The following is a 26,990-nucleotide window of genomic DNA, read 5'->3' as shown; positions in this document are numbered from 1 at the left end:
CTGCCTTGTACTTGCCGCTTAAGGCACATAAAAATCGTGAACAGGTTCCTAGATGTTCTTCCAGATCAGCTGCAACCCAGCCAGCAGCATGCCCAGGCGGGCGATGCGGTAGAACCAGGTGTGGTTGATCCGTGACTGCAACCACAGACCCGTCCATACGCCGAGCGGCACGATGGGCGCGAGCATCAGGCTGAGCAGCAGGTTTTCTCGGCTGAATTGGCCGAGCCAGGTGTAGGGAATCAGCTTCATCGCGTTGGTGAGCAGAAAGAACAGGTTGATGGTGGCCACGTAGCGCAGCTTTTCCAGTTGCTGAGGCAGTAGGTGCATCATCACCGGTGGGCCGCCGGCATGGGCGACGAAGCTGGTGAAACCCGCCACCGAACAGAGCGCCAGGCCCCGGCGGGGTTGCAACGGGCGAGGCGCCGGGTCGCTCTTGAGCAGCCCCAGCAGCACGAAGGAAATGGCAATGACGCCGATCAGCAGGCCGATCAGGTTTTCGTTGAGCAGCTCGAAGGTCAGCGAGCCGATGACGATGCCGATCACCGCGCCAGGAAGCATGACCTTGAGGTTGGCCGTATCCCATTTTCCCCAGTAGGCCTTGAGCCCTACCACATCGGCCAGGCAGAGGATCGGCAACATCACCGCGACCGCCTGCATCGGCGAGGTGGCCAATGCCAGCAGCGGCACGGCAATGCCGCCCAGCGCGCCGCCGAAGCCGCCCTTGGACAGGCCGGTCAGAAAGACGGCAGGAATGGCGAACAACAGCAGGTCAGCGAGGGTCATTGCAGGAGGGCTCATTCAACGAATGCGCAGGGTAGAGGCTGTCGCCGCTGCCTCGCAAGCCAGCGCTGGTCGTGCCGTCCCTGGGCGAGCCCGGAATCAGCCCTGGCCGAACTCGGCGAACACCTGCTCGCCGGTCAGCTCGCGGGTCTGGTTGGCGAAGCAGTAATAGGCCGGCCTGGATTCGACGAAGATCTGGCTGTCGAACTGCCAGTCGCCATGGTCGTCAAGCAGACCGACCGGCACGGCATGGTGGCCGTTGCTTTTCAGGCGATAGAACAGGTGGCTGCCGCACTGACCGCAGAAACCGCGCTCGGCCCACTCCGATGAGTCGTGGATGCGCACCTGCTGCTCGCCACTGAGCTGCGCCAACTCACCCTCGGCTACCAGCAGCGGGCCGCCGCCCCATTTGCGGCAGGTCGCGCAGTGGCAGGCGCTGATGTCGGGGCTGGCGATGCGCAAGGTCAGCTTGACGGCGCCACACAGGCAGCTTCCGTGTCGGTCGAGTTGAGTCATGCAAGAACTCCTTCAGCTTGGCCGGTGCCTGGACCAGCCGGGCTCAATGGTTCGGGGACGCCGCCTCGACGACCCGGTGGATGAACTGCAGCTTGCCGACCACCGCAGCCGACAGCACGAACGGATAGAGATCCTTGTGGCCCATGCTGCGTGCCAGCTCGTTGAGCATAGCGGCCAGCTCGATCCAGGCATTGATGAACTGCAGGAATTCCTCGGCCTGGGGATCGCCCGGGTCATACAGCGCGGCCCGGGTGTAGGGCCGGAACTCCAGCTCCACGTCGCCGGCACGCATGCCGAAGCTCAGGGCGGTGTCCAGGGTGTCCATCATGTGCAGGTAGTGGGCCCAGGTTTCGGCCCAGTCTTCCCAGGGGTGCATGGTGGCGTAGGCGCTGACGAAGGAGGCCTGCCAGTCGGCCGGGGCGCCCTGTTCGTAGTGGCGTTGCAGCGCGGCACCGTAGTCGGCGCGCTCGTCACCGAACAGCCGGCGGTAGTCGTCCAGCCACGCGCTGCCGGCGATCAGCCGGTCCCAGTAATAGTGGCCGACCTCATGGCGGAAGTGGCCGAGCAGGGTGCGATAGGGCTCGTGCAACTGAATGCGCGTCTGCTCGCGCACGTCGTCGTCGGCTTCGGCGATGTTCAGGGTGACCAGGCCGCTGGCATGTCCGGTCATCGGCGGTTGGCCGCTGAGATCCGGGCCGAGGAAATCGAAAGCCAGGCCGCGTTCGGCATCCTCGTATTTGCTGAGCAGTGGCAGACCAAGGTTCAGCAATTGCGCGACCAGCCGACGTTTGGCCATTTCCAGGCGCGCCCAGCGCTGTTCATTGCCGGGTACCGACAGGTCGGGAATGGTACGGTTGAGCTGGCAGGCGATGCACAGCGACGCTTCGCTGGCGTGCGGCAGCAGCCAGTTACAGCCGGCGGCGGCATGCAGGTTGGCGCAGCGCCGGTAGCGCCGGGAGTCGCCGTCGATACGCCAGCTGTGGGCATCCTCGCCGGGAATCAGGGTCACCACCTGGCCACGTTCGGGCTCGTAGCCCAAGGGTGACTGGCAGGCCAGGCACTGGCTGTTGCGAAAGAAGATGGGCTGGCCGCAGGTGCATTTACCCAGGGCTTTCTGACTGGGCGTGCGGGTTTGCTTGGCCGAGTCGCCAATGCGCAGGCCAAGGGCCTGGAAGAACCGGTTCATGTGATGGCCTCGCCCACGCTGACTACCGCAGCGGTAGAGTGGTGCGCAGGGGCGGCGGTTCCAGGCTTTTCGAAGGCCAGGTAGGGGGAGGCGGGGGCGCGAGGGGAACGCCTGGCACCAGGGCGGCGCCAGGCGAGGCGCGAATCAGTCCTGGCGGCTGGTCACTTCGAGCAGGTGGTAGCCGAACTGGGTCTTCACCGGACCCTGCACCACGTTGACCGGGGCGCTGAATACCACGGTGTCGAATTCCTTGACCATCTGGCCCGGGCCGAAGGAACCCAGGTTGCCGCCGTCACGACTGGATGGGCAACTGGAGTTGTCTTTGGCGACCTGGGCGAAATCGGCACCGCCTTCGATGGCAGCTTTCAGTTCGTTGCACTTCTCTTCGGTGGCAACCAGGATGTGGCGGGCAGTGGCTTTGGCCATGGGGAAACACTCCGTTCAAATGAGCTGCCGAGCCTACCGGATTCGCCCTGCGAGTCAAATTTGCGTTAGCGCCTCACGCCGCGAACCGCGGGCTCGCGTCAAGGGCGCCAGTCGTCGCGCAGGCTGTGCACGACATGTTCGATGAAGGCGCGCACCTTGGGCGTCAGCTCGAAGCGGTCGCGCACGCACAGGTAGTAGTCGAGCGGTTCGATGAGCGCCTGGTCACCGGCATCCTGCGAGGGGGTGAACAGCTGCTGCAATTGTTCGCTCGCCAACAGCGGCTCGGCGACGAAAGCAGCCAGGCGGGTGATGCCACCGCCATTGACCGCCGCGCGGGCCAGCACGTCGATATCGTCACTGACCAGCGCGACTCGGATCGGCGCCTCGAAACGCACGCCGTCGCGCACGAAGCGCCAGGGCATCAGGCGGCCATCCACAGCGACCTTGAAGGCCAGGCAGTCATGCTCGCGCAGCGCTTCGGGCGTGTCCGGCATGCCGGCTCTTTGCAGGTAGGCTGGCGAGGCGCAATAGATCGACGGCACGCTGGCGATGTGTCGCGCCACCAGACCGTCCTCCAACTGCTGAGGGATGCGGATACTGACGTCCACCGATTCCTGGATGTGGTTGACGCTGCGATCGGTGGTGCTGAGCTCGCAGGCGATACGCGGGTAAAGGGCGCTGAAGGCCGGCAGCATCGGTGCCAGCACATAGCGGCCGAAGGCGGCGCTGGCGGCGATGCGCAGGCGTCCTTGGGGATGGTCGTGCTGCAAGGTGGCGCTGCTGCGCGCCAGCTCGAGGTCACGCAACACGTTGCGCACTTGGCTGAAGTACAGCTCGCCGCTTTCGGTCAGAGACAGGCTGCGCGTGGTGCGGGTGAGAAGGCGAATGCCCAGGGACGCTTCCAGTCGCGCGATGTTCTGGCTCGCGGCTGCCGCACTGATGCCCAGCAAACGTGCACCCGAGGCAATGCTGCCGCTTTCCACCGCCTTCACGAAGCTCTCGATGCCACGCAGAGTATCCATAGCCAAGCTTTCTTCTGGTTGCTTGATTGATAAGGTTTGCTTGGTACTGACCTTACCTGCGGCGTGCTACCCGGGGCAACGGGTGCTGCAGATAATGGCCGCGCTTGCCGCAACATCAATCAACCGCCAAAAGGACTCTACGGATGCCCGATTCGACGCTGAACGTAACCCGCACGACCTGGAAACTGCCGGCGAAGTTATCGCCTGTCGCCTTCGCTTTTTTCATGTCCAGTATCATGGCGTTCCTGATGTGCCTGGTCATCACCGCCACCAATCGCGGCCTGGCCGAGGGTTACCTGGGAGCCGTACTGGAAGCCTATCGGCTGGCCATGCCGGTGGCCTTCATCTGCGTGATGGGCGTTCGGCCCGTGGTGCTGCGCCTGGTGAAATTGACGGTCAGAAGCTGATCGTCGGGGCGCCTGAATGTGAGATGTATCCAAAAATGACGTAACGTTACTAAATGATTCTGCAATGAATGATAGGCTGGCGCCCGAAATTCAGCCGATCTCACGGAGTTGCAGATGTTCTACAAGGAGTTGTTATTGGCCAGCCTGCTGGCTTCCACCGTTCCGCTGGCCTGGGCGGACCAGGCACCGGCCGAGGACGCGCAGCAAGCCACGGGCACGCAGGAGGCTGAAGGCCAGTACCTTAGCGAGGAGCAATTCCTCGACAGCCTCCACTTCCGCTCCGGCAAGGTGGTTGTCGGCAGCAACCTGGCGACCCTCAACCTGCCGGACAACATGGTGTTTCTCGATGGCGCCGACGCCGAGCGCGTGCTCGTCGAAGCCTGGGGCAACCCGCCGGACGACAAGCTGCCCCTGGGCATGATCCTGCCCAAAGGCGTTTCGCCGCTGGCCGACGAGTCCTGGGCGGTAACCGTCGAGTATGAGGAAAGCGGCTACGTGTCCGACGAGGACGCCGCCGATATCGATTACAACGACATGCTCAAGGATCTGCAGGACGGCGCCAGGGCCGACAACGAGTGGCGCGCCGGAAACGGCTACGAGCCCATCGCCATCGTCGGCTGGGCGTCGGCGCCGCACTACGACGCCGCCGGCAAGAAGCTGCACTGGGCCAAGGAAGTGAAGTTCGGCGACAGCGACGAGCACATCCTCAACTACAACATCCGCGTGTTGGGCCGTAAAGGCGTGCTGGTGCTCAACTTCATCGCCGGCATGCACCAGTTGCCGCAGATCGAGGAGAACGTGCCGGCCGTGTTGGCCATGACCGACTTCAACGATGGCAACCGCTACGCCGATTTCAACCCGGACCTCGACGAAGTGGCGGCCTACGGCCTCGGCGCACTGATCGCCGGCAAGGCGGCGGCCAAGGTCGGCCTGTTCGCCGCGGCGCTGGTGCTGCTGAAAAAACTGTGGTTCCTGCCCGTACTGCTGATCGGTTGGGTCTGGCGGCGAATGACCGGCAAGAAGCAGCAGTCGGCGCCTGTCGAGCCCCCGGTGCAGCCGCAAGCCAAGGCCGAGCCTGCCCCGAGCGAAACGCCGCCGCCGGTGTCCAGCGTGATGGATCTGAACAATGCGCCGGACGATAAGCCCAGGTAACGCAGTCCCGAAGAACGAACGGCCCCGGCATCGACCGGGGCTTTTTATTGGGTCGCTCAACGGTGCTCGCGAAGCGAGCGGCTCCGCGTTCAGAGGAAATAGCCGAGGAACACCAATAACCAGAGCAGTACGCCCGGTACCATGCACAGGTAGTTCGCGACACTGAAACGGCTGTTGCTGCTGCCATCGGAATCGCCGCTGACCAGATTGGCTTTGGCTTGAATGATCGAAAGCGGCCAGGCCGGCAGGATGGTGCCAACCAGCAACAGCATGAGTTCCAGCGTGGCGCCGAGGTGGCCGTCGGCACGCGAAAGCCCATTGCTGACGAAGATCAGAACAATGTACGCCCACGCCACGCCCGCATACTTCCAATCCCCCAGGCCTTTGGCCTGCAATTGCCTGGCGATCAGCCTGCACAGCGAGTGAATGAAGAATATCTGGAAGATCGAGCGCGCAGCCGGGCTGATCTTCTTGGGGCGCATCGCGGCTCTTTGCGTATCCCATTGCTTGTAGACCCAGTAAATTGAGTAGAGCCCGAGCGTCACGAAGTACAGGGTGAAGAGTTTGTTCAGAGAGGTGATGAAGAACGCATCGCGGGGGCGCTCTTCGATCAGAAGTTCAGCGCTGGGCGTTTTATACAGGTTATCCATTGACCTTGAGTCTCGCAGGCACCGCCTGGGGCTGGCGGCGTAGTGGTTCAACGCTCGTCACCTGCCTTGCAGCGCGGCGAACGGCTCCTCCAGGAGCGCGAGAGATTTTACCGGGTATTTCCAGAATGTGGCGTGTCACGAGTCCTGGACGGTGGGCCGTCGCGGCCCACCGGATGATGTGCTCAACAGTAAGTGTCGAGCAGTTCCTGCTTCTGGTCGCGGGGGCGGGCCCAGTCGTGCTGCAGAGTGCGCAGCACGTTACCGATGAAGTCGCGATCGGCGGCGGCGCGGCGGCCTACATAGCCCTGGCCGCGGCGGTAGGTGCGCAGGCGGGTACGCATGTTCGGCCGCTCGCTCACGAACTCCTGCTCCGGCTTGTCGGCAGGCAGGCGGTCGATGCGGACTTCACCCGATTCGCATACCCACAGAATATGGTTGTGCAGGCTGTCCTTGTGCTGGGAGAACAGCTGGGCGAGGTCGTCGATGGTCGGTTGCTGATTCAGGTTCATGGCGTTTACCCCTTCATTCTCTGATCTGTCTAGGGCGACCGCTGCAGTGCGGCCGTCATTGCCCGTGGCGTTTGAGTGCTGCCGACAGCTGTGTAGTGATGCGTGGATATCGCTACGCAACGGCGGCTAACCGAGGTCGAGGAGGTGGGGGAGAAGGCCGTGAAGACAGGATCGGATGCAGGTGATCGGCAGGATCAGCCACAGGCATCATGACAATGTCTCGCTAACGCTCTCGTCCGCACGGGACGCTCGACTTCATCAATCTGCCTTGTGGGCAGTACATATCGTGGAACGCTCGGCTGGTATTACCGAGCTCGCCCAAGTGCCCTTGTCAGGGCTCCCGTCAGGGGAGGCGAGCCCATCATGCAAAAGCGCACAGGGGCCGTCAATAGTTTTGTAGTGATTTATTTTGCTCGCTACAAAAAAATCTTCGAGCCCGCTGCAAAGCGTCTGGCGCGCCGAAAAATGACCCTCTGGTCAGCCTTCAGAGAGGCGCCCGTCGCGCTCGCGCTGAGCATCACGTTGCATCGACTCGAGGTTCTTTTCGATGGTCTCGCACAGGGTGTCCATCTGGATCTGGTGTTCGCTTACCTGGAAGGGGCTCTGCAAGTCGCTGCCCACTCGCTCGATCGCCAGCAGCATGAAGCCGACCACCGTCGAGGCCAGCGGTGTGTACCACTCCAGAGTCTCGACCAGGCCGATTGGCACGATCACGCAGAACAGGGTGATGAACAGCCGCGGAAAGTACACGTAGGGATAGGGCAGTGGCGTGTTGGCGATACGCTCCAGGCCGCCCTGGCAGTTGGAGACGTCGACCAGCGTCGACTCAAGACGGGTAAGGCGGATGCTGTCGAGCCGGCCCGCCTTGTATTCGCTGGCCAGCATGGCCGCCGAGCCGTTGAGAATGTCGTTGGGAAAATTGTTGGTGGTGCCGCGCCGCTCGAACTCCTCGGCGGACACGAAGGCGCGTACCTCGTCGTCGCAGGGCTGGTTGCGCAGGCTGGCGGATAGGCTTCGGATGTAGGCGACATGGCGGCGCAGTAGCACCACTTTCACAGGATTGCTGCCTTCATGGTCGTCGATCAGGGTCAGCGCCTGGCGGGCGAAACTGCGCGAGCTGTTGATCAGCGCGCCCCAGATGGTGCGGGCCTCCCACCAGCGGTTGTAGGCGCTGCTGTTGCGAAAGCTGATCAGCACTACCAGGGCCGAGCCGAGCAGGGTCAGCGGCATGGAGGGCAGTTTGATGCTGCGGTCGAGGAACAGCATGTAGTCGACCGTGACGATGATGTCCCAGATCAGCAGCCAGAACAGCGACCAGCCGACATAGCCGAAGGTCTTGAGTAGATAGCGATAACCACGGGTGAGGGAATGCATCACGTGGAGTTCTCCGCGAGCGAGTGAGGCGAAAGCGCAGAGATTCGGACGTGGGGCCGCGGGAAAGGTTCGCAGGGTCGGTGAATCAGCCTCGTTGGCGAGCCTTGGCCAGCTCGCGGAAGAAGGCCAGGTACTGGCGCGGCCCGCCGGCGAAGATGATATTCAGGCGCAACGGATCTCTGGCATCGGTGATGCCGTCGAGCGCCGACCAGGGATCCCGAGGGTGATCGCGCAGGTACGCGGCATTCACGCCGGGGCGCTGCACCTCACCCTGGCTGCTGTCGACGTAGAGCACGCGGTTGTCCTGTGCGAACGCCTTACCCAGTTCTTGCACCAGGGTGAGAAAGCCGCGGTCGCTGCCGCCGCGCAGCCAGGTGCTATCGCCAGCATCGGTTGTGGCGGGCGAGCTGGTCAGGGTGTCGCCAACGCCGACCAAGCGCGGCATGCCGCGCGGATCGAAGCGCTCGACGGCCAACTGCAGCAACGCGTCGAGGCTGGCTGGTGCCTGGCGCACGTTGAAGTCCTCGCCCAAGGGGAACGTGCCGGTACGCTGCCCGTAGTAACGGTTGAGGATCACCAGCACACCGGCTTCCTTGACGGCGCCGCGTAGCATCAGTTGCAGATCGGTGGTACCCGCCGCGGTGCCTTGCGCCGGGCGCAGGCGCTCGTGGCCCTCTGCATCGCGACCGAGATTGGGGGCGTAATGGACGAAGAACGATTGCGCCAGGCCCTGCGCAGCGGCCCTGTCGAGTAATTGCCCAAGGAGCCCGGCGCCGTCGACCTGGATACGCGCATACAGCGCCGGGTGGTCATGCCAGTGATGATGGAAGGCGTTGAGATTGAGCGTGGGCGACACCGGGTTGTCGAGCACGCTGCTGGCCAGTAGTCGCTCGATATCGCGATCCGCCAGGTGGTAGGGCGCCTGCCGCAGCAGTTCTTTCAGCGATTCGTTCAGCCATGCAGGCGCTGCGTCGAGAAACGCCAGCTCCTCGGTGCTGACGCCTGGATGGGCGATGCGTCCGTGGCGATCCTGCAACTGCACGCCGCCGGCGGCCAGCCCGGGCAGGTACAGGCCCTGCTCCTGGCAGTGCCGCGCGCTTCCCATGGCGCGTTCGACCAGGCCGTTCACACCACGGCTGCCGATGTGCTCGCCGTTGGTCAGCACCTGGAAGTGACCATCCAGCTCGCGGGCCGCCTGCAGGTAGGCAGCATCCAGCGTACGGGTTAAGGGGTCGCGCACCAGAGCCATGCACACGCCATCCAGATCCTGGATGATCAGCAGGTCATCGGTGCCAGCGAGGCTATCGAGCAGAGAAGTGGGGTCGAGCGAATACGCGGTTTCGGTCACAATCATGGGCCCGAGTCTAACGCGGTTTCACCTGATGGGGCGATTCACTGAAGCATTTGGCCATAGCGGTTGTCCATCATCAGATTGGCAGAGCGGATTTGAGAGGAAGCACGGATGAGTGACTCACCCAAGCGGGTTCGGCAGATCGTTACGGCAGCGCTGCTGCTTTGCGCGAGTGCCGCAGGTACTGCGAGGGGCGATGAAGCCGCGCAACTGGCCAAGCTGATCAACAGCTACCGCGAGGCCGGGCAGGGCTGTGGCGGGCAAGCCAGCCCTGCGGCCGGCCCACTGGCGCCTGATCGACGCCTGGCTGAGCAGAAGGTCAATTCTTCCGATCAACTTCAGCAGGCGTTGCAACAGGCTGGCTATCAGGCTGCGGCCGTGCAACTGATCCGCGTCACCGGCCCGGACACCCCGGAAGCGGCCATGGCCATGCTGCAGCAGTCGTATTGCAAGCAACTACAGGATGCGCAATTCGCCGACATCGGCGTGCTGCACGAGGGCAACAGCTGGCAGGTGGTGCTCGGCCGGGCGCTGTTGCCAGCGCGTCTGGGCGATTGGCAGGAAGAGGGCAAGGCGATTCTCGAGGCGGTCAACCAGGCTCGCGGCACGGCTCGCCAATGTGGCGACCAGCCATTCGACGCGGCCGAACCGCTGAGCTGGAACGACGCGCTGGGCCAGGCCGCCCTGGCTCACAGCCGCGACATGGCGATGAACAGCCTGTTCAGCCACCAGGGCAGCGACCGTAGCCTGGTCGGCGCCCGGGCCACGGCGGCCGGCTATACCTGGACGGTGATCGGCGAGAACATTGCCGCCGGCCAGGGCCGCGCCCAGCAGGTGGTCGAAGGCTGGCTGGCCAGCCCCTCGCACTGCTACAACCTGATGAACCCGGACTTCCATGAAATGGGCGCGGCCTACGCCAGCAACCCGCAGAGCCAGGCAACCATCTATTGGACGCAGGTATTCGGCACGGCGGGACGCTCGGGGCTTTAGGCGGATTTGCTGGTTCGCAGCTCCCACAGAGGCAGAGGCTGCGCCAACAACGGCTTGTTGTTATTGGGCGTCAGACCTGACGATCACTCAACAGCGGCGGCATAGGGCAATCCAGAGTGTCGGCGACGGCACGCATCAATTCCGCCTCGCCCGCGCTGATGCGCCCGTCATGCTCGATACAGCGGGCCATGGCCTTGAGTAATTGCGGCTTCTGCAGCGGGCGCATCTGGTTGAGGCGGTTGAGCGCGTCGTTCAGTTCGCTGATTCCGGCGCGGCGCTGCTCGGCAAATACCCGGGCGGTGAACGGCAGGGTGCTCCAGGCGGCCTGGAACGCTTCGCTGGCCGCCTGCTCGCCGGCATTGCCGGCCCGTGCCAGGGCGGCCAGCAGCACGCAGCTTTCATTGCCCAGCGCGGCCAGCGGCAGACGGCCTTGCACGGGGCGTTGCATGCCCAGGTTGCGTTCGACGATGCGCAGCAGCGCCCATTCCATCAAGCCCAGTTGCCCGGTGCTGATCAGCAGGGTGCCGATATCGCGCTTGAGGCTGACGAAATCCTGGGGCTCGAGTTGCTTGAGTGCGGGGATGGCCAGCTCCAGCAGCGGCAGGCGACGCCCGGCGGGCAACCGTTGCAGCGGCTCGGCCAACTCCAGCAGGCGGTCGGCCAGTAGAGGTGGCAGGTTGGCCTGCATCCAGGTCATGCGCTGCTGGCGGGCGGCGTCATCAGGGCCCAGCAGCAGGCCGTAGAGAATCGTCAGAGCGCCGTGTGGATCGTGGGCGGCGTCGCGCAGGCGCTCGTCGATCTGCGCCAGGCTCTCGCGGGCCTCTTCGAGATGCAGCGGTTGTGGCTCGCCGATGCTGGCGATGGCGGCGCCCGCCGCGGCAGCGCTGAAGCCTGCGGTCGCCGGCTGTTGTGGCGCGACGGGCTGCGTCGGCGCTTCGAACACCTCGTCGCCGAGCACCACGCCTTTCCAGTTCGGATCGATGCGGCGGATGCGCTCCTCCAGCGGCGGGTGGGTGGCCATCATCCGGCTCAGCGCCAGGCCCTGGCCGAAGTACATATGGCTGTACTCCGCGGCATGGCTGGCTTCCAGGCGTGAACCGCTGCCGAGCTTCTTCAGCGCGCCGGCGATACCGTTGGGGTTGCGGGTGTACTGCACGGCCGAGGCGTCGGCGAGAAACTCGCGCTGGCGGCTGACGGCAGCCTTGATCAGGTTGCCGAAAAAGGTGCCGGCGTAGCCGATCACCAGCAGCGCCAGGCCGACCACCATGACCAGCGCGACGGCGTTGCCACGGCCCTTGTCGTCCGAACGGCTGGACGAGCGCGCCGGGCCGCTGTGGCCCACACCGCGCATCAGCAGCTCGCCGATCAGGCCGAGCAGCAGGATGCCGTGCAGCACCGCCACCAGGCGGGTGTTGAGGCGCATGTCGCCATGCAGGATATGGCTGAATTCATGGGCGATCACGCCCTGCAACTCATCGCGGTTGAGCCGCTCGATGGCGCCGCGGGTCACGCCGATCACCGCGTTCTCCGGCCGCAGCCCGGCGGCGAAGGCATTGATGCCGGGTTCTTCGAGCAGGTACACGGGCGGCACCGGCACGCCGGCGGCCAGCGCCATTTCCTCGACCACGTTGAGCACCCGCTGCTCGTGCAGGCCCTCGGGCTTGAGGTTGAGCAGGCGCCCGCCAAGGCGCTCGGCGACCACCTTGCCGCCGGCGCGCAGTTGCGAGGCCTTGAATGCCCAGCCGAGGATCACCACGCCGACGACCACCGCGGCCACGCTGAGCAGCAACTCCTTGCTCAGCGCCTCGAGGCTGTAGTTGCCGTATTGGTAGACCTGCCAGGCGACGGCGATCACCAGCGTAGTGCTGACCACCAGGGTTATCACCGCCATTACCAGCAGTATCACCAGGCGCGAGCTGTTGCGTCGGGCACGGTCCTGCTGTTCGAAGAAATCCATCCGCTAGCCCCGGTGCTCAGAAGGCGACTTTGGGCGCGTCCTGAATCGCCGCGCTGTCGGCGAACTCCAGCAGGGCCGCATCGCTGCCGTGGCCGAAGGCGCCCGCCAGCACCACCGGCGGGAAGCTCTGGCGGTAGGCGTTGTAGGCGGTGACCGCATCGTTGTAGGCCTGGCGGGCGAAGGCCACCTTGTTCTCGGTGCTGGAGAGTTCTTCGCTGAGCTGCTGCATGTTCTGCGAGGCCTTGAGGTCCGGGTAGGCCTCGACGGTCACGTTGAGGCGGCCCATGGCATTCTTCAGCACGCCCTCGGCGTTGGCCAGGAGGTTCATGCTTTGGGCATCGCCCGGGTTTTGCGAAGCCTGCTTGAGGCCCTCGACCGCACCATTGCGCGCGGCCACCACGGCCTCGAGGGTTTCGCGTTCGTGGGCGAGGTAGGCCTTGGCGGTTTCCACCAGGTTGGGGATCAGGTCATAGCGGCGCTTGAGTTGCACCTCGATCTGCGCGAAGCCGTTCTGGTAGCGGTTGCGCAGGCTGACCAGGCGGTTGTAGACGCTGATCACGTAGAAAACCACCACGACCAGTACGGCGATGATGATAAGGGTGGAGATATCCATGAGATGTCCCTATCGGTTGGTGAACGTCGCCGCATGGTAGCGGAAAGTGCAGGTCGCCGGGCGCACCATGACTGGGCAGTCCGCGCGGATGTGCGTTGGTTCCGGTTACTGCTCGTCCGCCTTGTTCGGGCTGAGCGCCATCATCTGGATGGTCAGGCGCGGCGTCGCCAGGCTCAGGCCGGATTCGTCCAGGTGGCGCTTGAGCGCCAGGTTGAAGGCGCGCGACACCTCCCACTGGCGGATCGGCGCGGTCTTGAAGCGAGCACGCAGCACCGCGTTGCCGGAATCGAAGCTTTCCACGCCCTGGATCTCCAGGGGCGACCAGATGTTGCGACGCATCAGCACGTCGTTGCGCAGCTCGGTGGCGACCTCGCGCAACAGCTTGATGGCATCGTCGATGTTCATGTCGTGGGGCACGGCGACGCGAAAGATGGCGTAGCCGAACTCGCGCGAGTAGTTCTTGATGCTCTTGATCTCGCTGAACGGGATGGTGTGCACGATGCCGTCGATATCCCGCAGGCGCACGGTGCGGATGGTCAGGCCTTCGACTGTGCCGAGGTGGCCGCCGACGTCGACGTAGTCGTCGATGGCCAGGGAGTCCTCGATGATGATGAACAGGCCGGTGATCAGGTCCGCCACCAGCGATTGCGCGCCAAAACCGATGGCTAGGCCGATTACCCCGGCGCCAGCCAGCAGCGGGGTGACGTTCATGCCCATGTTGGCCAGGGCGACGATGGCCGCGATGATGAAAATGCTGACGAACAGCACGTTGCGGATCAGCGGCATCATGGTCTGCGCGCGGGCGTTGGTCTGGCCTTTGCGCGAGCGGGTGAGGGCGTGATGCACCGCGGTGTCGGCAAGAATCCACACCAGCCAGCCGCAGGCCAGGGTCGCGCCCAGGCCGACCAGCTTGAGGCTGATCTCGTGCCCATCGCCCTCGGCGAAGCGGATCAGCGACAGCCCCCACACACGCAGGCCCAGCTCGATGAACAGCAGCCACACGGCCAGGCTCAGCATGGTGTGGAAGAAGTTCTGGAAGCGCTCGAAATACGCGGCATGCCGGCGATGCCGCGAACGGCTCCTGAACAGACGCCGCCTGATCAGCCCGTTGACGACCATGCAGGTGACCAGCAGCACGGTGCAGACCAGCGACTGGCGGAAGGCGGTGCTGGTGTCGCCGGCCGACACGAAGGTCGCCGACAGGGAAATCGCCACCAGGGCCAGGGCCGGCAGGTACCAGAAGCTACCGAGCAGCTCCACGGTCTCGCTGATGCCGCGCTGGCGCAGACGCCGTGCCAGGGGCTGGTTGCGGATCAGGTGGGCGATCGGACGACGGAAGCGCAGGATGAACAGGCCGGTGCACAACGCCGCCAGCACGTTGGTCAGGGTGGCGGTGGTGTGCGCCAGGTTGGCGCCGAGGCTGGCGACCAGACGCGGATCGTTGAGCGCCTCGCCAAAGGCAGCGAAGCTGCCGATCAGCCACAGCGGGCGAAAGGCGCGGCGGCGCAGGATGTTCAGCGCGGTGCGCCGGTGCGGGCCGTCGAGCAGCGAAAAGGCGATCACGCAGATGGCGGAGAAGCAGGTGCCCACCACCAGTGCGTAGGCCAGCACCATGGCCAGGTCGCGGCCCAGGGAGGCGGGCAGCACGTAGCTCAGGTATCCGGTGATCAGCAGGGCGGCGAACCAGGGGCCGAGCTTGCGCAGGGCGAAGCGCAGCAGGTCGGTGGGGCGTGGGTTCTGTGGCAGGTCCTCGGCGAGGCCGAAGCGCAGGCGAACCTGGTGGCTGAGCGCCCGCAGCCCGAAGGCCAGCAGGCTCCAGATACCGATGATCAGCGCGAAGTTGCTGACCAGCGCAAACCGCTCGCCGGCCTCGGGCAACAGCGCCGCCAGTTCGCTGCGGCTGCGTGACAGCTCCAGCTGCCAGCGCGCCAGCGGGCTGTGCTCGCCGGAGAACTGACTTTCGATACCGCTCAGGGTATTGCCGATCAGCCCCAGCACGCCGTCGCGGCTCTCGGTCTGGGCTTTCTGGGTGGTGTCGCGCAGGGTCTTCAGGTCGTTGAGCAACTGCGCGCGTTGCTTGTCGTTCTCCAGCGACTGGATCACTTCATCGAGGGAGCGATCCAGCGGTTGATCCGCCTGGGGCTGGGTGCTGGCTTCGCCAGTGCCGCCAAACAGGGTCGGGATGCCCGCCGCCTGGGCAGACGCGCAGGCGAACATGACCAGGGTGAGCAACAGCAGGCGGCGCAGCAGGGCGTTGAGGCGGATCACGCGCGAATTCTCCAACACGCGGGTGAGTGTCGGGCGGCGTCGGCTGACGCCGCCCTGGGCTCAGGCGTAGTTTTCCGGGCTGAGACGACGCTCGACCAGTTCGATGAGGATGTGGATGACCTTGATGTGCAGCTCCTGGGTGCGATCGGCGAAATCGCCGCCCGGCGCACAGATGCACACGTCGGCGAGACTTTCCAGCAGCGAGCCTGGCTTGCCGGTCAGGGCGATGACCTTGATGCCGAGGGCCTTCGCTGCCTCGGCGGCCTTGACCACGTTGGGGCTCTTGCCGCTGGTGCTGATGGCCAGCAGCACATCGCCTTCGCGGCCGTGGGATTCAACGTAGCGCGAGAAGATGTGGTCGTAGCCGAAGTCGTTGGCTACGCAGCTGATGTGGCTGGCGTCGCTGATCGAGACCGCCGCGATGCCCGGGCGGTTCTTGCGGTAACGGCCGGTGAGTTCTTCGGCGAAATGCATGGCGTCGCACATCGAGCCGCCGTTGCCGCAGGAAAACACCTTGCCCTTGGCCTCGAAGCTGCTCACCAGAAGGTTGGCGGCGTGCTCGATATTGGCCAGCGTCTGCTCGTTGCCGATGAAGGCGTCGAGGGCGCGCTGGGCTTCGATCAGGCTGTTGCGGATATGTTCGATCATGGTCGCCTCAGGGCAGGTCATGGCTGTTGTAAAAGGCGCCCAGCACTTTCACCAGGTGCGCCAGATCCTGGCTGCCGGCCAGCTCGCGAATCGAGTGCATGGCGAAGGTCGGCAGGCCGATATCGACGGTACGCACGCCCAGCTGGCTGGCGGTGATCGGACCGATGGTCGAGCCGCAACCCATGTCGCTGCGGGTCACGAAGCTCTGTACCGGCACTTCGTTTTCCAGGCACAGGTGGCGGAAGAAACCGGCGGTTTCGCTGTTGGTGGCGTAGCGCTGGTTGCTGTTGATCTTGATCACCGGGCCGGCGTTGAGCTTGGGCCCGTGATTGCCGTCGTGCTTGGCTTCGTAGTTGGGATGCACGCCGTGGGCGTTGTCCGCCGAGACGAGCAGGGAACGCTGGATGGTGCGCACGAAATCATCGCCCTGGGGCAATACGCGGCGCAGCACCTGCTCGAGCATCGGGCCATCGGCGCCGCACGCCGAGCTGGAACCGACTTCTTCATGGTCGGTACACACCAGTACGCAGGTTTCCTCTTCACCGGCGTCGAGCAGCGCCTGCAGGCCGGCGTAGCAGGACAGCAGGTTGTCCAGGCGCGCACTGGCGATGAAGTCCTGATTCAGGCCCACCACCGCAGCGCTCTGGGTGTCGTAGAAGCTCAGCTCGTAATCGAGCACCGCATCGGCGTTGAAATCGTGCTCCATGGCCAACTGCTCGCTGAGCAGGGCACGGAAGTCGGCACCCTCGGCACCGGCCAGTTGGGCGAGGATCGGCGGCAATTCGTTCTGCGCGTTGATCGCCCAGCCCTGATTGGCCTCGCGGTTGAGGTGGATGGCCAGGCTGGGGATCACGGCAATCGGCTGGTAGAAGTCGATCAGCGCGCTTTCCACCTTGCCGTCGCGGCGGTAGGTGACGCGGCCGGCCAGCGACAGGTCGCGGTCGAACCAGGGGGCCAGCAGCGCGCCGCCGTAAATTTCGACGCCGAGCTGGAAGTAACCCTGACGCTCCAGCTCCGGGTTGGGCTTGACGCGCAGGCAGGGGCTGTCGGTATGGGCGCCGACCAGGCGCACGCCGCCTTCTACGGGCGAGCGCGTGCCGAGCTGGAAGGCGATGATCGAGGAATCGTTGCGGGTCACGTAATAGCGGCCACCGGCTTCGGTGTACCAGGGCGCGCGCTCGTCGAGCTGGCGGTAACCGGCGGCTTCGAGGCGCATGGCCAGGCTGCTGGTGGCATGAAAGGGTGTAGGGGAGGCGTTGAGAAAGTCGAGCAGGCCTTGATTCAATTCTTCGCGCATGGGGCACTCCGGACGGCAATGTGCCGAGTTTATCGGATTTGCCCGCGGCGCTGTTGGCGTTTCCTCGCGTATGCAGGGATCAGTTCAGGTAGCCCGGTGTTGAGCGAAGCGATACCCGGGGCGGTCTTGAAAACGGCGGTGTATTCGAGTTGGCCCTGGGTATCGCTGCGCTCAACCGCAGGCTAGAAGAGCAAGTGCTCGTTCAGGCCTTGATGGCCACCAGGCTGAGTACCTGATTGTCTAGCTCGGCATACATGCCGGCCAGTTCGGTTTTGGCTTGCCACTCTTCGCTCAGGTCGATCAACAGGCGCAGGCGCGCGCTGCCTTGTTCGGCGTCTAGGTCGAGCAGTTCCGCATCCTGGAAATAGAAGCGCGTGAGCACCAGCGGGTAGAGCGCCTTGAACAGGCTTTCCTTGAGCGAGAAGGTCAGGCTGATCCACCAGGCGCGCTGCTCTGGGCTTAGTTCGGCGATGCGTGCCAGCTCATCGGCGGTGAGAATCTCGCCGACCAGCCGCTCGGCGCGCTCGCTGGACAGCAGCCGCTCGACGTCCAGGCCCAGCCCTCGCCAATCCCGGGCGGGCGCGACGATGGCGGCGGCCCAGCCCTGGCCATGGGTGATCGACCCGCTGACCTGCGCCGGCCATTGCGGCGCCCGGTCCTCACCGACCGCCGGTACGCTGGCCACGCCGGTGACCCGATACAGCGCTTCGCGTGCGCACAGACGCCCGGCCAGGTGCTCGGCCTGGCGTTTGGCGACGCCGCGCACCGGCGGTACGCCTGCGGCCAGGTAGTCGCCTTCGTCGAGTCGGGTTGGGTCGAAATGGGTGCTGATCAACTGCGCGCCGGCCAGTGGCCGCGTGAACGGCCAGTGATCGGCGAGGGGGCTGCAGCAGCGGGGCAGAGGGGCTTTGCTCATGGCCGGCATTCTGCCGCGCCGGCCCGCCGCTTACCAGCCGGGCACGCCGTGCATGTCCGGCAGCTTGTGGGCGATACCCTTGTGGCAGTCGATGCAGGTGGCTTCGCCGTTGGCCAGCGCCGTGGAGTGCATCTGCGCTGCGCGCTTGCTCTGGCGGGTGAAATCCATGAAATCGAAGTTGTGGCAGTTGCGGCACTCCAGCGAGTCGTTGGCCTTGAGGCGTGCCCACTCGTGTTCGGCCAGCTCGCGGCGTTTCTCGAGGAATTTCTCGCGGGTGTTGATGGTGCCGAAGATCTTGCCCCATACCTCCTTGGAGGCCTGCATCTTGCGCGCGATCTTGTCCGTCCACTGGTGCGGCACGTGGCAATCCGGGCAGGTGGCACGCACTCCGGAGCGGTTGTTGTAGTGGATGGTGTCCTGCAGCTCGACGAACACGTTGTCGCGCATTTCATGGCAGGAAATGCAGAATTGCTCGGTGTTGGTGGCCTCCAGCGCGGTGTTGAAACCTCCCCAGAAGATGATCCCGGCGATGAAGCCGCCCAGGGTCAGGAAGCCCAGGCTGTAGTGCACGCTGGGACGGCGCAGGATCTTCCAGTAAGTGCCGAGCAGGGCGAGCAGCGATTTCATGGTGCCTCCTCAGGGGTGCCCGGCAGGTTTGCGTTCATCCTGCAGAATCTGGTCGATGTTCCTGAAACCGTTCTCCACCAGCGGCTTCACCTCGGCCTGGGTGACGTGGCACTGGGTGCAGAAATAGCGGCGCGGCGACATCGCTGCCAGGGCCTGGCCTTCGCGGTCCATGTAATGGGTGATGCTGATCATCGGCGCCTGGCTGCGCGCGCTGTTGGCGCGGCTGTGGCAGGCCATGCAGCGGTTGCCGAAACGGTCCACCTGGTAGCCGACGATGGTGTGCGGGATGGTCGGCGGCTGTTCGGGGTAGTTGCGCTCGCGGCGGATGTCCTTGTTTTCCTCGGGCGCGATGCGCGGCGCCGGGAATTCCTGGGTCAGGGTGCCGCCTGGGCGGCGCCCGTCCGGTGCCGGGGCGTCCAGTGGGTAGCCGAGGTCGGCGGCCACTGCCACGCCGAACACGGCGAGCAGCAGCAATGGCAGATAACGCAGTTTCATGGCTGTGCTCCTCATGCCGCGCTGATCAATTGGATCTTCACCGCGCACTTCTTGTAGTCGGTCTGCTTGGAGATCGGGTCGGTGGCGTCGAGGGTTACCTTGTTGATCAGCTTGTTGGCGTCGAAGAACGGCACGAACACCAGGCCGCGTGGCGGCTTGTTGCGCCCGCGGGTCTCGATGCGCGCGCGGATCTCGCCACGCCGGCTGATCACCTTCACCTCGCTGCCGCGCCGGGCCTTCATGGCCTTGGCATCGTCGGGGTGCATGTACACCAGTGCATCGGGCACGGCGCGGTGCAGCTCGTCGACGCGTTGGGTCATGCTGCCGGTGTGCCAATGCTCGAGCACCCGGCCGGTGCTGAGCCAGAACGGGTAATCGTCGTCCGGCGCCTCGGCTGGCGGCTCGTAGGGCAGGGCGAAGATGATCGCGCGGTTGTCGGGGTAGCCGTAGAACTGCACGTCGCTGCCCTTGGCCACATAAGGGTCGTGGCCCTCGCGATAACGCCAGCGTGTTTCCGAACCCTCGACCACCGGCCAGCGCAGGCCGCGTTCGCTGTGGTAGCGGTCGAACGGCGCCAGGTCGTGGCCATGGCCACGGCCGAACTGGGCGTATTCCTCGAACAGGCCCTTCTGCAGGTAGAAGCCGAAGGCCTGCGCTTCGTCGTTGCGAAAGCCCTTTTCCAGCTGTTCGGCCGGGAAGGCGTCGACCTGGCCGTTCCGGTAGAGCACCTCATAGAGCGTCTTGCCCTTGAGCTGCGGCGTCTGGGCCAAAAGCTCGGCCGGCCAGACTTCATCGGTGGTGAAGCGCTTGGAGAACTCCACCAGTTGCCACAGGTCGGATTTGGCCTCGCCCGGTGCGCCGACCAGCTGGTGCCAGAACTGCGTGCGACGCTCGGCATTGCCGTAGGCGCCTTCCTTCTCGACCCACATGGCGCTGGGCAGAATCAGGTCGGCGGCCTGGGCCGAGGTGGTCGGGTAGACGTCGGAGACGATCACGAAGTTGTCCGGCTTGCGCCAGCCGGGCAGCACCTCCTGCATGATGTTCGGGCCGGCCTGCATGTTGTTGCTGACCTGGGTCCAGTACACCTTGAGCACGCCGTCCTTGAGCATGCGGCTCTGCTCCACGGCGTGGAAACCGGGCTTTTCCTGGATGGTGCCGGCGGGCAGTTTCCAGATCTTCTCGGCGGTGGCGCGGTGTTTCGGGTTGGTGACCACGAGATCCGCCGGCAGGCGGTGCGAGAAGGTGCCCACTTCACGGGCGGTGCCGCACGCCGAAGGCTGGCCGGTCAGCGAGAAGGGGCTGTTGCCCGGCTCGCTGATCTTGCCGGTCAGCAAATGGATGTTGTAGATCAGGTTGTTGGCCCACACGCCTCGGGTGTGCTGGTTGAAGCCCATGGTCCAGAACGACACCACCTTGCGCTTCGGATCGGCGTACAGCTCGGCCAGCGCCTTGAGACGTTCGGCCGGCACGCCCGACTCTCTGGCGGCGCGCTCCAGGGTGTAGGGTTTGACGAAGGCGGCGAACTGCTCGAACGACATGTCGCTCCAGGTGTTGGCGTTCTTCGCGTTCTTGGCCTTCACCTCCAGCGGGTTGTCCGGGCGCAAGCCATAGCCGATGTCGTCGGCGCCGAGGGCGAAGCGGGTGTGGCGCTTGACGAAATCCTGGTTCACCGCGCCGCTCTGGATAATGTGGTTGGCGATGTAGTTGAGGATCAGCAGGTCGGTTTGCGGCTTGAACACCATGGGGATGTCGGCCAGGTCGAAGCTGCGGTGTTCGAAGGTCGACAGCACCGCCACCTTGACGCCGGGCTGGCTCAGGCGCCGGTCGGTGACCCGGCTCCACAGCACCGGGTGCATCTCGGCCATGTTCGAGCCCCACAGCACGAAGCTGTCCGTGGCTTCGATGTCGTCGTAGCAGCCCATCGGCTCGTCCATGCCGAAGGTGCGCATGAAACCCATCACCGCCGAGGCCATGCAGTGGCGCGCGTTGGGGTCGATGTTGTTGCTGCGAAAGCCGGCCTTCATCAGCTTGTTGGCGGCATAGCCTTCCCAGATCGTCCACTGCCCGGAACCGAACATGCCGACCGCCTGTGGGCCGTGCTCGCGCAGGGCTGCCTTGAATTTCTCCTCCATGATGTCGAAGGCCTGCTCCCAGCTGATCGGCTGGAATTCGCCCTGCTTGTCATAGATGCCGTTCTTCATGCGCAGCAGTGGTGTGGTCAGACGATCGACGCCGTACATGATCTTCGACAGGAAGTAGCCCTTGACGCAGTTCAGGCCGCGGTTGACCTCGGCCTTGATGTCGCCGTGGGTGGCCACCACGCGGTTGTCGCGGGTGGCGACCATCACGCTGCAGCCGGTGCCGCAGAAGCGGCAGGGCGCCTTGTTCCAGTCCAGGCGGGTGTTCTCCGCATCGGCGACCAGATTGCTGGCGCTGGACACGATCGGCAGGCCAGCGGCGGCTGCGGCGATGGCTGCAGCCTGGGCCTTGGTGAATTCGCGGCGGGTCATGCTCATCGAGCGGCTCCTTCCGAAGTGAGGCATTCGTGGTAGATCAGTGCGGCGTTGAGCACGCCGGGCAGCGCGTTGACCTGATCGATGCGCTGCAGGATGAGTTTTTCGTCGACCGCTTCGATCACCACCACGGCCTTGCCTTCCGGGCTGTGCTGATGCACGTCCAGGTCGTCGAGCAGGCGCAGGTTGGCGAGCACCGCATCGAGCTGCTCGGGGCGGGCATGCACGATGAAGCTGGCGATGTGCAGGGGGGCGTCCATGACGGGCTCCTGTAAGCCGAGGTGAATCAGTTGAGTGGGCCGGGCGGGCCGAAGAGCATCTGCAGGAACCAGACGGCGAAGCCGTAGGTGCCGACGAGGGCCACGGAAAGCAGCGGGAAGAGGAATATCACCAGGAATAGAAACAGCCGGCGTTCGCGGCGTTTGCCCCCGGTGTCTTCGGAAGGGCTAGGCATGGGCAGGTCTTCATCGGTCAGGCGTGTGCATGTGCCGTCATGGATTGGTGCCACGCTTCTGGCGCTGGCAACCTGACGGTCTCTGGTCGTTAAGCCCGACCTTAGTCGCACTGGCCAGTGGGGTATTGACCCTGGTCAATGCCTGGGCCATTACGCCGTGGCAGGCGGCGAAAAGCCTGCTGGTCGGTCGTTCAGGCGAGGTTCAGCAAGGGTTCAGGAGGGGTTCAGTCGACCCAAGGCAGGATGATTCTCGAGTTCTTCATCAACCCACTGCCAATCGAGAGGCATCTCCATGAAAGCGACTCTGACCAAACTGGCTCTGGCAACTTCCCTGGTCGTCGGCGCTGCGTCCACCGCCCATGCCGACAACAACTTCGCCGGCTTCACCTGGGGCCAAACCAGCAACAACATCCAGAAGTCCTCGGCGTTGAATGCCAACCTGGGTGATCCGAACTTCGACGGCGTGATCAACAACACCAGCACCTGGGGCGTGCGCGCCGGTCAGCAGAACGATGCCGGCCGTTACTACGCCACCTACGAGTACATCTCCGGTAGCAACGACGGCCTCAAGCTGCGTCAGCAGAATCTGCTCGGCAGCTACGACGCCTTTCTGCCACTGAACGAGAACGGCACCAAACTGTTCGGTGGCGGCACCCTGGGTCTGGTCAAGCTGGAGCAGAACAGCCCCGGTGTCTCGCGTGACACCAATGTCGGGTATGCTGCCGGCTTGCAGGCGGGCTTGCTGCAGGAAGTCAACGATAACGCTTCCATCGAGGGTGGCTACCGTTACCTGCGCACCAATGCCAGCACCGAATTCGCCCCGCACGGCGAGGGCAAGGTCGGCTCCCTGGATCTGCATAGCAGCGGGCAGTGGTACATGGGCGTCAACTACAAGTTCTAAATCTGTTGTCGAGGACTCGGGTCGCCCCTTGGGCGGCCCGGCTTCACTCCTGATGAAGAGGGCATGCAACGATGAAATTGCTGGTCGTGGAGGATGAGGCGCTGCTGCGTCACCATCTCTATACCCGACTCGGCGAACAAGGCCACGTGGTGGACGCGGTCGCCAATGCCGAGGAGGCGCTGTATCGCGTCGATGAATACCACCATGACCTGGCGGTGATCGACCTCGGTCTGCCGGGCATCAGCGGGCTGGATCTGATTCGCCAGCTGCGCAGTCGTGACAAGACCTTTCCCATCCTGATTCTCACCGCCCGTGGTAACTGGCAGGACAAGGTCGAGGGCCTGGCCTCCGGCGCCGACGATTACGTGGTCAAACCCTTTCAGTTCGAAGAACTCGAAGCGCGCCTCAATGCGCTGCTGCGCCGTTCCTCGGGCTTCATCCAGTCGACCATCGAGGCCGGCCCGTTGTTGCTCGACATGAACCGCAAGCAGGCGCTGATCGATGGTGCGGGCATGGGGTTGACCGCCTACGAGTACCGCATCCTCGAGTACCTGATGCGCCACCATCAACAGGTGGTGCCCAAGGAGCGGCTGATCGAGCAGCTATACCCCGATGACGAGGAACGCGACCCCAACGTGATCGAGGTGCTGGTCGGCCGTCTGCGCCGCAAGCTGGAAAACTGCAACGGCTTCAAACCGATCGAGACGGTACGCGGCCAGGGCTATCTGTTCACCGAGCGCTGCCGGTGACGTCAGGCTTGGCGCGGTTGAAAACACATTGGGTGTCCTCCCTGCGCCTGCGCCTGATGCTCGGCAGCACGGTAATCGCCGTACTGTTCATGCTGGCGCTGTTGCCGGCTTTGCAGGGTGCCTTCCTGATCGCCTTGGAAAAATCGGTGGAGAAACGCCTGGCTGCCGACGCCGGAGCCCTGATATCCGCCGCCCGCACCGACGATGGCAAGTTGCGCATGCCCAGCAAGCTGCCCGACGAGGAGTTCGATCTGCCCGACGCCCAGTTGCTGGGCTTCATCTACGACCGCGACGGGCAGCGTGTGTGGCAGTCCCCGTCGACCCGTGACATGTCGGTGTCCTACCTGCCGCGTTATGACGGGCGCGGCGACGAACTGCTGCGCACCACGGATCGCCAGGGCCGCGAGTTCTACCTCTATGACGTGGAGATCAAGCTGCTGCGCGGGCAGAGCGCGGCATTCAGCATCGTCACCATGCAGCCAGCCAGCGATACCCTGGCGCTCTATAACGATTTCACCAAGCAGCTCTACCTGTGGCTCGGCGGCGCGCTGTTGCTGCTTCTAGGGTTGTTGTGGTTCGGGCTGACCTGGGGCTTTCGCAGCCTGCGCGGGCTGCGTGAAGAACTGGACGAAGTGGAGGGCGGCACACGCGAGCGCCTGAGCGATGACCACCCCCGCGAGCTGCTGCGCCTGACCGGCTCGCTGAACCGCCTGCTCGACAGCGAACGCCAGCAACGTGAGCGCTACCGGCACTCTCTGGACGACCTGGCGCACAGCCTGAAGACGCCGCTGTCGGTGCTGCAGGGCGCCGCGGAGGTGATCGCCGCCAAGCCCGAGAACCGTGAGCAGTCGCAGATACTCCAAGGCCAGATCGAGCGCATGAGCCAGCAGATCGGCTATCAGCTGCAACGCGCCAGCCTGCGCAAGAGCGGCCTGGTGCGCCATCGGGTGCCGTTGGCCAGCGTGGTGGACAACCTCTGCGGAGCACTCGACAAGGTCTACCGCGACAAACAGGTCAGCGTGCAGCGCCAGTTCGATGCCTGGCTGGAAATTCCCATGGAGCGTGCCGCGCTGCTCGAGTTGCTCGGCAACCTGCTGGAAAACGCCTACCGCCTGTGCCTGGGCCAGGTGCGCATCAGTGCCCGGATCGAAGGTGGCACCTGTCAGCTTTGCGTAGAAGACGACGGGCCGGGCGTGCCGGTGGATCAGCGTGAGCGCATCCTGCGCCGTGGCGAGCGCCTGGACGCCCAGCACCCGGGGCAGGGCATCGGTACCGCGGTGGTCAAGGACATCATCGAAAGCTACGAGGGTGAGCTTTTTCTCGAAAAGTCCGAGCTGGGCGGGGCGGCCTTTCGAGTGTGCATCTGATTGCGTTGAGCTGCTTTGGTGGGAATCCGCCACGCCTGCGCGAGGGCCGTGCGGAAAACCGCCATTGGCGGCGTAAATGCGCCTGCGGTTCTTTTTAAAATCCAGCTATATCAAAGGTTTATCCTGTTTTTTCTTGTATGGCATGGCGCTTGCTTTTGCTGCGTCAAGGTCGCGCTAGCGTCCTACTAACAAATCCCTCCAGGTCAGGAGGGTTGGCGCCTAAACAAGAAAGGTGGTGCGGACGTCGCTGGATGTCAGCCGCACCCATGAGGATTCACCATGACTGCCACAACGAACGAAGTTGTCCGTCAACCGTTCTACAAAATGCTTTACGTCCAGGTGCTGTTCGCCATCACCGTGGGCATCCTGCTCGGCCATTTCTATCCAGAAACAGGCGTCGCCCTCAAACCGCTCGGCGATGGCTTCGTCAAGCTCATCAAGATGGTCATCGCACCCATCATCTTCTGTACCGTCGTCAGCGGCATCGCCGGCATGCAGGACATGAAGGCAGTCGGCAAGACCGGCGGCTACGCGCTGCTGTATTTCGAGATCGTGTCCACCATCGCCCTGATCATCGGTCTGGTCGTGGTCAACGTGGTGCAGCCAGGTGTTGGCATGCACGTCGACCCGAGCACGCTGGATGCCAGTAAGATCGCCGCCTACGCCCAGGCCGGTGAAGCGCAGACCACCATCGGCTTCCTGCTCAACGTGATCCCGGCCACCGTGGTCGGTGCCTTCGCCAACGGCGACATCCTGCAGGTACTGTTCTTCTCGGTGATCTTCGCCTTTGCGCTGCAGCGCATGGGTGAGTTCGGTCGCCCAGTGCTCGAATTCATCGATCGCATCGCCCATGTCATGTTCGGCATCATCAACATGATCATGAAGCTCGCGCCCATCGGTGCCTTCGGTGCCATGGCCTTCACCATCGGTCAGTACGGTGTCGGCTCGCTGGTGCAGCTGGGTCAGCTGATGCTGTGCTTCTACATCACCTGCTTCTTCTTCGTGCTCATCGTGCTGGGCGGCATCTGCCGTGCCCACGGCTTCAGCGTCCTGCGTCTGATCCGCTACATCCGCGAAGAGCTGATGATCGTGCTGGGTACTTCGTCGTCCGAGTCGGCCCTGCCACGCATGCTGACCAAGATGGAAAAACTCGGTGCCAACAAGTCGGTCGTCGGCCTGGTGATCCCTACCGGTTACTCCTTCAACCTCGACGGTACCTCGATCTACCTGACCATGGCCGCGGTGTTCATCGCCCAGGCCACCGATACCCCGATGGACATCACCCACCAGATCACCCTGCTGCTGGTGCTGTTGGTTGCCTCCAAGGGCGCTGCTGGCGTGACCGGTAGTGGCTTCATCGTTCTGGCCGCCACTCTGTCTGCCGTCGGCCACCTGCCGGTTGCCGGCCTGGCGCTGATCCTGGGTATCGACCGTTTCATGTCCGAAGCCCGCGCGCTGACCAATCTGGTCGGTAACGGCGTCGCCACCATCGTGGTCGCCAAGTGGTGCAAGGAGCTGGACGAAGACACCCTGCAGCGCGAGCTGGCCTCCGGTGGTCGTCCGGACGTGGTGGCCGTGCCTGCCGATAACGCTGGTAAGGTTTCCTGATAGAAATGTCGTCGACCTTCCCGGCAGGGAAGGTCACCTGGCCCGCCCTTGTGGCGGGCTTTTTTATGGTTCTTCACGGAATCCTGGGAAAGACAGAAACAAGAACGCCGGTTTGATGGATGATGTTCGTGCGAGCAAACACATCTACAAACCGGCGTTCTTGTGCACGATGTTAATACGTTCCTGCCCTTTTGGGAGGGCTTTTCTGTCATTG

At 64.2% G+C, this 26,990-nt stretch carries 27 protein-coding genes; 7 read left to right on the top strand and 20 right to left on the bottom strand.

Features of this window, described 5'->3' with window-relative positions; translation table 11 throughout:
* Nucleotides 1-48: 48 nt before the first annotated feature.
* The 5 genes from BVH06_RS11160 to BVH06_RS11140 all read right to left on the bottom strand — a co-directional run bounded on the left by BVH06_RS11160 (nucleotide 49) and on the right by BVH06_RS11140 (nucleotide 3,930).
* The gene (locus tag BVH06_RS11160) at nucleotides 49-783 is read right to left on the bottom strand and encodes a sulfite exporter TauE/SafE family protein (protein WP_075934127.1); all 735 of its coding nucleotides are present in this window, start codon (nucleotides 781-783) and stop codon (nucleotides 49-51) included.
* Between the two features lie 96 nt (nucleotides 784-879).
* Nucleotides 880-1,296 (bottom strand): GFA family protein, encoded by a 417-nt coding sequence (locus BVH06_RS11155; protein WP_075934126.1) that lies wholly within the window; start codon nucleotides 1,294-1,296, stop codon nucleotides 880-882.
* Nucleotides 1,297-1,339: 43 nt separating this feature from the next.
* Complete coding sequence (locus BVH06_RS11150; RefSeq protein ID WP_075934125.1) at nucleotides 1,340-2,482, bottom strand: putative zinc-binding metallopeptidase; 1,143 nt, start codon at nucleotides 2,480-2,482, stop codon at nucleotides 1,340-1,342.
* Nucleotides 2,483-2,626: 144 nt separating this feature from the next.
* Nucleotides 2,627-2,908, bottom strand: a complete 282-nt coding sequence (locus BVH06_RS11145; protein WP_070886824.1) for a peptidylprolyl isomerase — start codon at nucleotides 2,906-2,908, stop codon at nucleotides 2,627-2,629.
* A 98-nt stretch (nucleotides 2,909-3,006) separates the two neighbouring features.
* Complete coding sequence (locus BVH06_RS11140) at nucleotides 3,007-3,930, bottom strand: LysR family transcriptional regulator (protein WP_075934124.1); 924 nt, start codon at nucleotides 3,928-3,930, stop codon at nucleotides 3,007-3,009.
* Nucleotides 3,931-4,073: 143 nt separating this feature from the next.
* On the opposite strand from BVH06_RS11140, the gene BVH06_RS11135 reads away from it, so the two are divergent.
* Together BVH06_RS11135 and BVH06_RS11130 are read left to right on the top strand one after the other, a co-directional pair.
* On the top strand, nucleotides 4,074-4,337 hold the full coding sequence (locus BVH06_RS11135) for a DUF2798 domain-containing protein (RefSeq protein WP_075934123.1): 264 nt from the start codon (nucleotides 4,074-4,076) through the stop codon (nucleotides 4,335-4,337).
* 114 nt (nucleotides 4,338-4,451) lie between these two features.
* Nucleotides 4,452-5,489, top strand: a complete 1,038-nt coding sequence (locus tag BVH06_RS11130; RefSeq protein WP_075934122.1) for a DUF2167 domain-containing protein — start codon at nucleotides 4,452-4,454, stop codon at nucleotides 5,487-5,489.
* Between the two features lie 89 nt (nucleotides 5,490-5,578).
* On the opposite strand, the gene BVH06_RS11125 is transcribed toward BVH06_RS11130, so the two are convergent.
* From BVH06_RS11125 to stpA, 4 genes are all read right to left on the bottom strand, one after another.
* Nucleotides 5,579-6,139 (bottom strand): MFS transporter permease, encoded by a 561-nt coding sequence (locus BVH06_RS11125; protein WP_075934121.1) that lies wholly within the window; start codon nucleotides 6,137-6,139, stop codon nucleotides 5,579-5,581.
* Nucleotides 6,140-6,321: 182 nt separating this feature from the next.
* Nucleotides 6,322-6,648, bottom strand: coding sequence for a hypothetical protein (locus tag BVH06_RS11120; RefSeq protein WP_075929450.1), 327 nt, complete (start codon nucleotides 6,646-6,648; stop codon nucleotides 6,322-6,324).
* Between the two features lie 477 nt (nucleotides 6,649-7,125).
* Nucleotides 7,126-8,022: a bestrophin family protein gene (locus BVH06_RS11115; RefSeq protein ID WP_075929449.1), complete on the bottom strand. Its 897-nt coding sequence runs from the start codon at nucleotides 8,020-8,022 to the stop codon at nucleotides 7,126-7,128.
* Nucleotides 8,023-8,107: 85 nt separating this feature from the next.
* Nucleotides 8,108-9,376: a glucosylglycerol 3-phosphatase gene (gene stpA / locus BVH06_RS11110; protein WP_075934120.1), complete on the bottom strand. Its 1,269-nt coding sequence runs from the start codon at nucleotides 9,374-9,376 to the stop codon at nucleotides 8,108-8,110.
* Between the two features lie 108 nt (nucleotides 9,377-9,484).
* Between stpA and BVH06_RS11105 the strand changes: the two genes are divergently transcribed.
* The gene (locus tag BVH06_RS11105) at nucleotides 9,485-10,363 is read left to right on the top strand and encodes a CAP domain-containing protein (protein ID WP_075934119.1); all 879 of its coding nucleotides are present in this window, start codon (nucleotides 9,485-9,487) and stop codon (nucleotides 10,361-10,363) included.
* A 70-nt stretch (nucleotides 10,364-10,433) separates the two neighbouring features.
* Here BVH06_RS11105 and BVH06_RS11100 read toward each other — a convergent pair whose 3' ends face one another.
* The 11 genes from BVH06_RS11100 to napE all read right to left on the bottom strand — a co-directional run bounded on the left by BVH06_RS11100 (nucleotide 10,434) and on the right by napE (nucleotide 22,151).
* Nucleotides 10,434-12,320, bottom strand: coding sequence for a M48 family metallopeptidase (locus BVH06_RS11100; RefSeq protein ID WP_075934118.1), 1,887 nt, complete (start codon nucleotides 12,318-12,320; stop codon nucleotides 10,434-10,436).
* A 16-nt stretch (nucleotides 12,321-12,336) separates the two neighbouring features.
* Complete coding sequence (locus tag BVH06_RS11095; protein WP_075929445.1) at nucleotides 12,337-12,933, bottom strand: LemA family protein; 597 nt, start codon at nucleotides 12,931-12,933, stop codon at nucleotides 12,337-12,339.
* A 105-nt stretch (nucleotides 12,934-13,038) separates the two neighbouring features.
* Nucleotides 13,039-15,150, bottom strand: a complete 2,112-nt coding sequence (locus BVH06_RS11090; protein ID WP_075934253.1) for a mechanosensitive ion channel family protein — start codon at nucleotides 15,148-15,150, stop codon at nucleotides 13,039-13,041.
* Nucleotides 15,151-15,261: 111 nt separating this feature from the next.
* Complete coding sequence (gene lpcA / locus BVH06_RS11085; protein ID WP_075929444.1) at nucleotides 15,262-15,849, bottom strand: D-sedoheptulose 7-phosphate isomerase; 588 nt, start codon at nucleotides 15,847-15,849, stop codon at nucleotides 15,262-15,264.
* 7 nt (nucleotides 15,850-15,856) lie between these two features.
* Complete coding sequence (locus BVH06_RS11080) at nucleotides 15,857-17,146, bottom strand: M18 family aminopeptidase (protein ID WP_075934117.1); 1,290 nt, start codon at nucleotides 17,144-17,146, stop codon at nucleotides 15,857-15,859.
* Nucleotides 17,147-17,348: 202 nt separating this feature from the next.
* Nucleotides 17,349-18,071, bottom strand: a complete 723-nt coding sequence (locus BVH06_RS11075; protein ID WP_075934116.1) for a 4'-phosphopantetheinyl transferase — start codon at nucleotides 18,069-18,071, stop codon at nucleotides 17,349-17,351.
* Nucleotides 18,072-18,092: 21 nt separating this feature from the next.
* The gene (locus tag BVH06_RS11070) at nucleotides 18,093-18,689 is read right to left on the bottom strand and encodes a cytochrome c3 family protein (protein ID WP_075934115.1); all 597 of its coding nucleotides are present in this window, start codon (nucleotides 18,687-18,689) and stop codon (nucleotides 18,093-18,095) included.
* A 9-nt stretch (nucleotides 18,690-18,698) separates the two neighbouring features.
* Entirely contained in the window at nucleotides 18,699-19,184 is a 486-nt protein-coding gene (locus BVH06_RS11065; protein WP_075929440.1) for a nitrate reductase cytochrome c-type subunit, read from the bottom strand.
* Nucleotides 19,185-19,195: 11 nt separating this feature from the next.
* Nucleotides 19,196-21,700, bottom strand: coding sequence for a nitrate reductase catalytic subunit NapA (gene napA / locus BVH06_RS11060; protein WP_075934114.1), 2,505 nt, complete (start codon nucleotides 21,698-21,700; stop codon nucleotides 19,196-19,198).
* Nucleotides 21,697-21,957 carry a chaperone NapD gene (locus BVH06_RS11055; RefSeq protein ID WP_075929438.1) on the bottom strand — a complete coding sequence of 87 codons (261 nt, stop codon included), beginning with the start codon at nucleotides 21,955-21,957 and terminating at the stop codon, nucleotides 21,697-21,699. Before BVH06_RS11055 ends, napA begins: the two co-directional genes overlap by 4 nt.
* Before the next feature lie 26 nt (nucleotides 21,958-21,983).
* Complete coding sequence (napE, locus tag BVH06_RS11050; protein ID WP_075929437.1) at nucleotides 21,984-22,151, bottom strand: periplasmic nitrate reductase, NapE protein; 168 nt, start codon at nucleotides 22,149-22,151, stop codon at nucleotides 21,984-21,986.
* A 292-nt stretch (nucleotides 22,152-22,443) separates the two neighbouring features.
* Between napE and BVH06_RS11045 the strand changes: the two genes are divergently transcribed.
* The 4 genes from BVH06_RS11045 to BVH06_RS11030 all read left to right on the top strand — a co-directional run bounded on the left by BVH06_RS11045 (nucleotide 22,444) and on the right by BVH06_RS11030 (nucleotide 26,776).
* The gene (locus BVH06_RS11045; RefSeq protein WP_075929436.1) at nucleotides 22,444-23,052 is read left to right on the top strand and encodes an outer membrane protein; all 609 of its coding nucleotides are present in this window, start codon (nucleotides 22,444-22,446) and stop codon (nucleotides 23,050-23,052) included.
* Nucleotides 23,053-23,123: 71 nt separating this feature from the next.
* Complete coding sequence (locus BVH06_RS11040) at nucleotides 23,124-23,801, top strand: response regulator (RefSeq protein ID WP_075929435.1); 678 nt, start codon at nucleotides 23,124-23,126, stop codon at nucleotides 23,799-23,801.
* A gap of 56 nt (nucleotides 23,802-23,857) precedes the next feature.
* Nucleotides 23,858-25,168 carry an ATP-binding protein gene (locus BVH06_RS11035; RefSeq protein WP_218189497.1) on the top strand — a complete coding sequence of 437 codons (1,311 nt, stop codon included), beginning with the start codon at nucleotides 23,858-23,860 and terminating at the stop codon, nucleotides 25,166-25,168.
* A gap of 279 nt (nucleotides 25,169-25,447) precedes the next feature.
* Nucleotides 25,448-26,776: a dicarboxylate/amino acid:cation symporter gene (locus tag BVH06_RS11030; protein WP_075934112.1), complete on the top strand. Its 1,329-nt coding sequence runs from the start codon at nucleotides 25,448-25,450 to the stop codon at nucleotides 26,774-26,776.
* The last annotated feature ends 214 nt before the right edge of the window (nucleotides 26,777-26,990 follow it).

Origin of the sequence: Pseudomonas sp. PA27(2017) (genome assembly GCF_001945445.1) — a bacterium.
Classification (GTDB): domain Bacteria; phylum Pseudomonadota; class Gammaproteobacteria; order Pseudomonadales; family Pseudomonadaceae; genus Aquipseudomonas.
The sequence above is the reverse complement of the archived record's forward strand: the minus strand, read 5'-3'. Positions and strand labels throughout refer to the sequence as shown.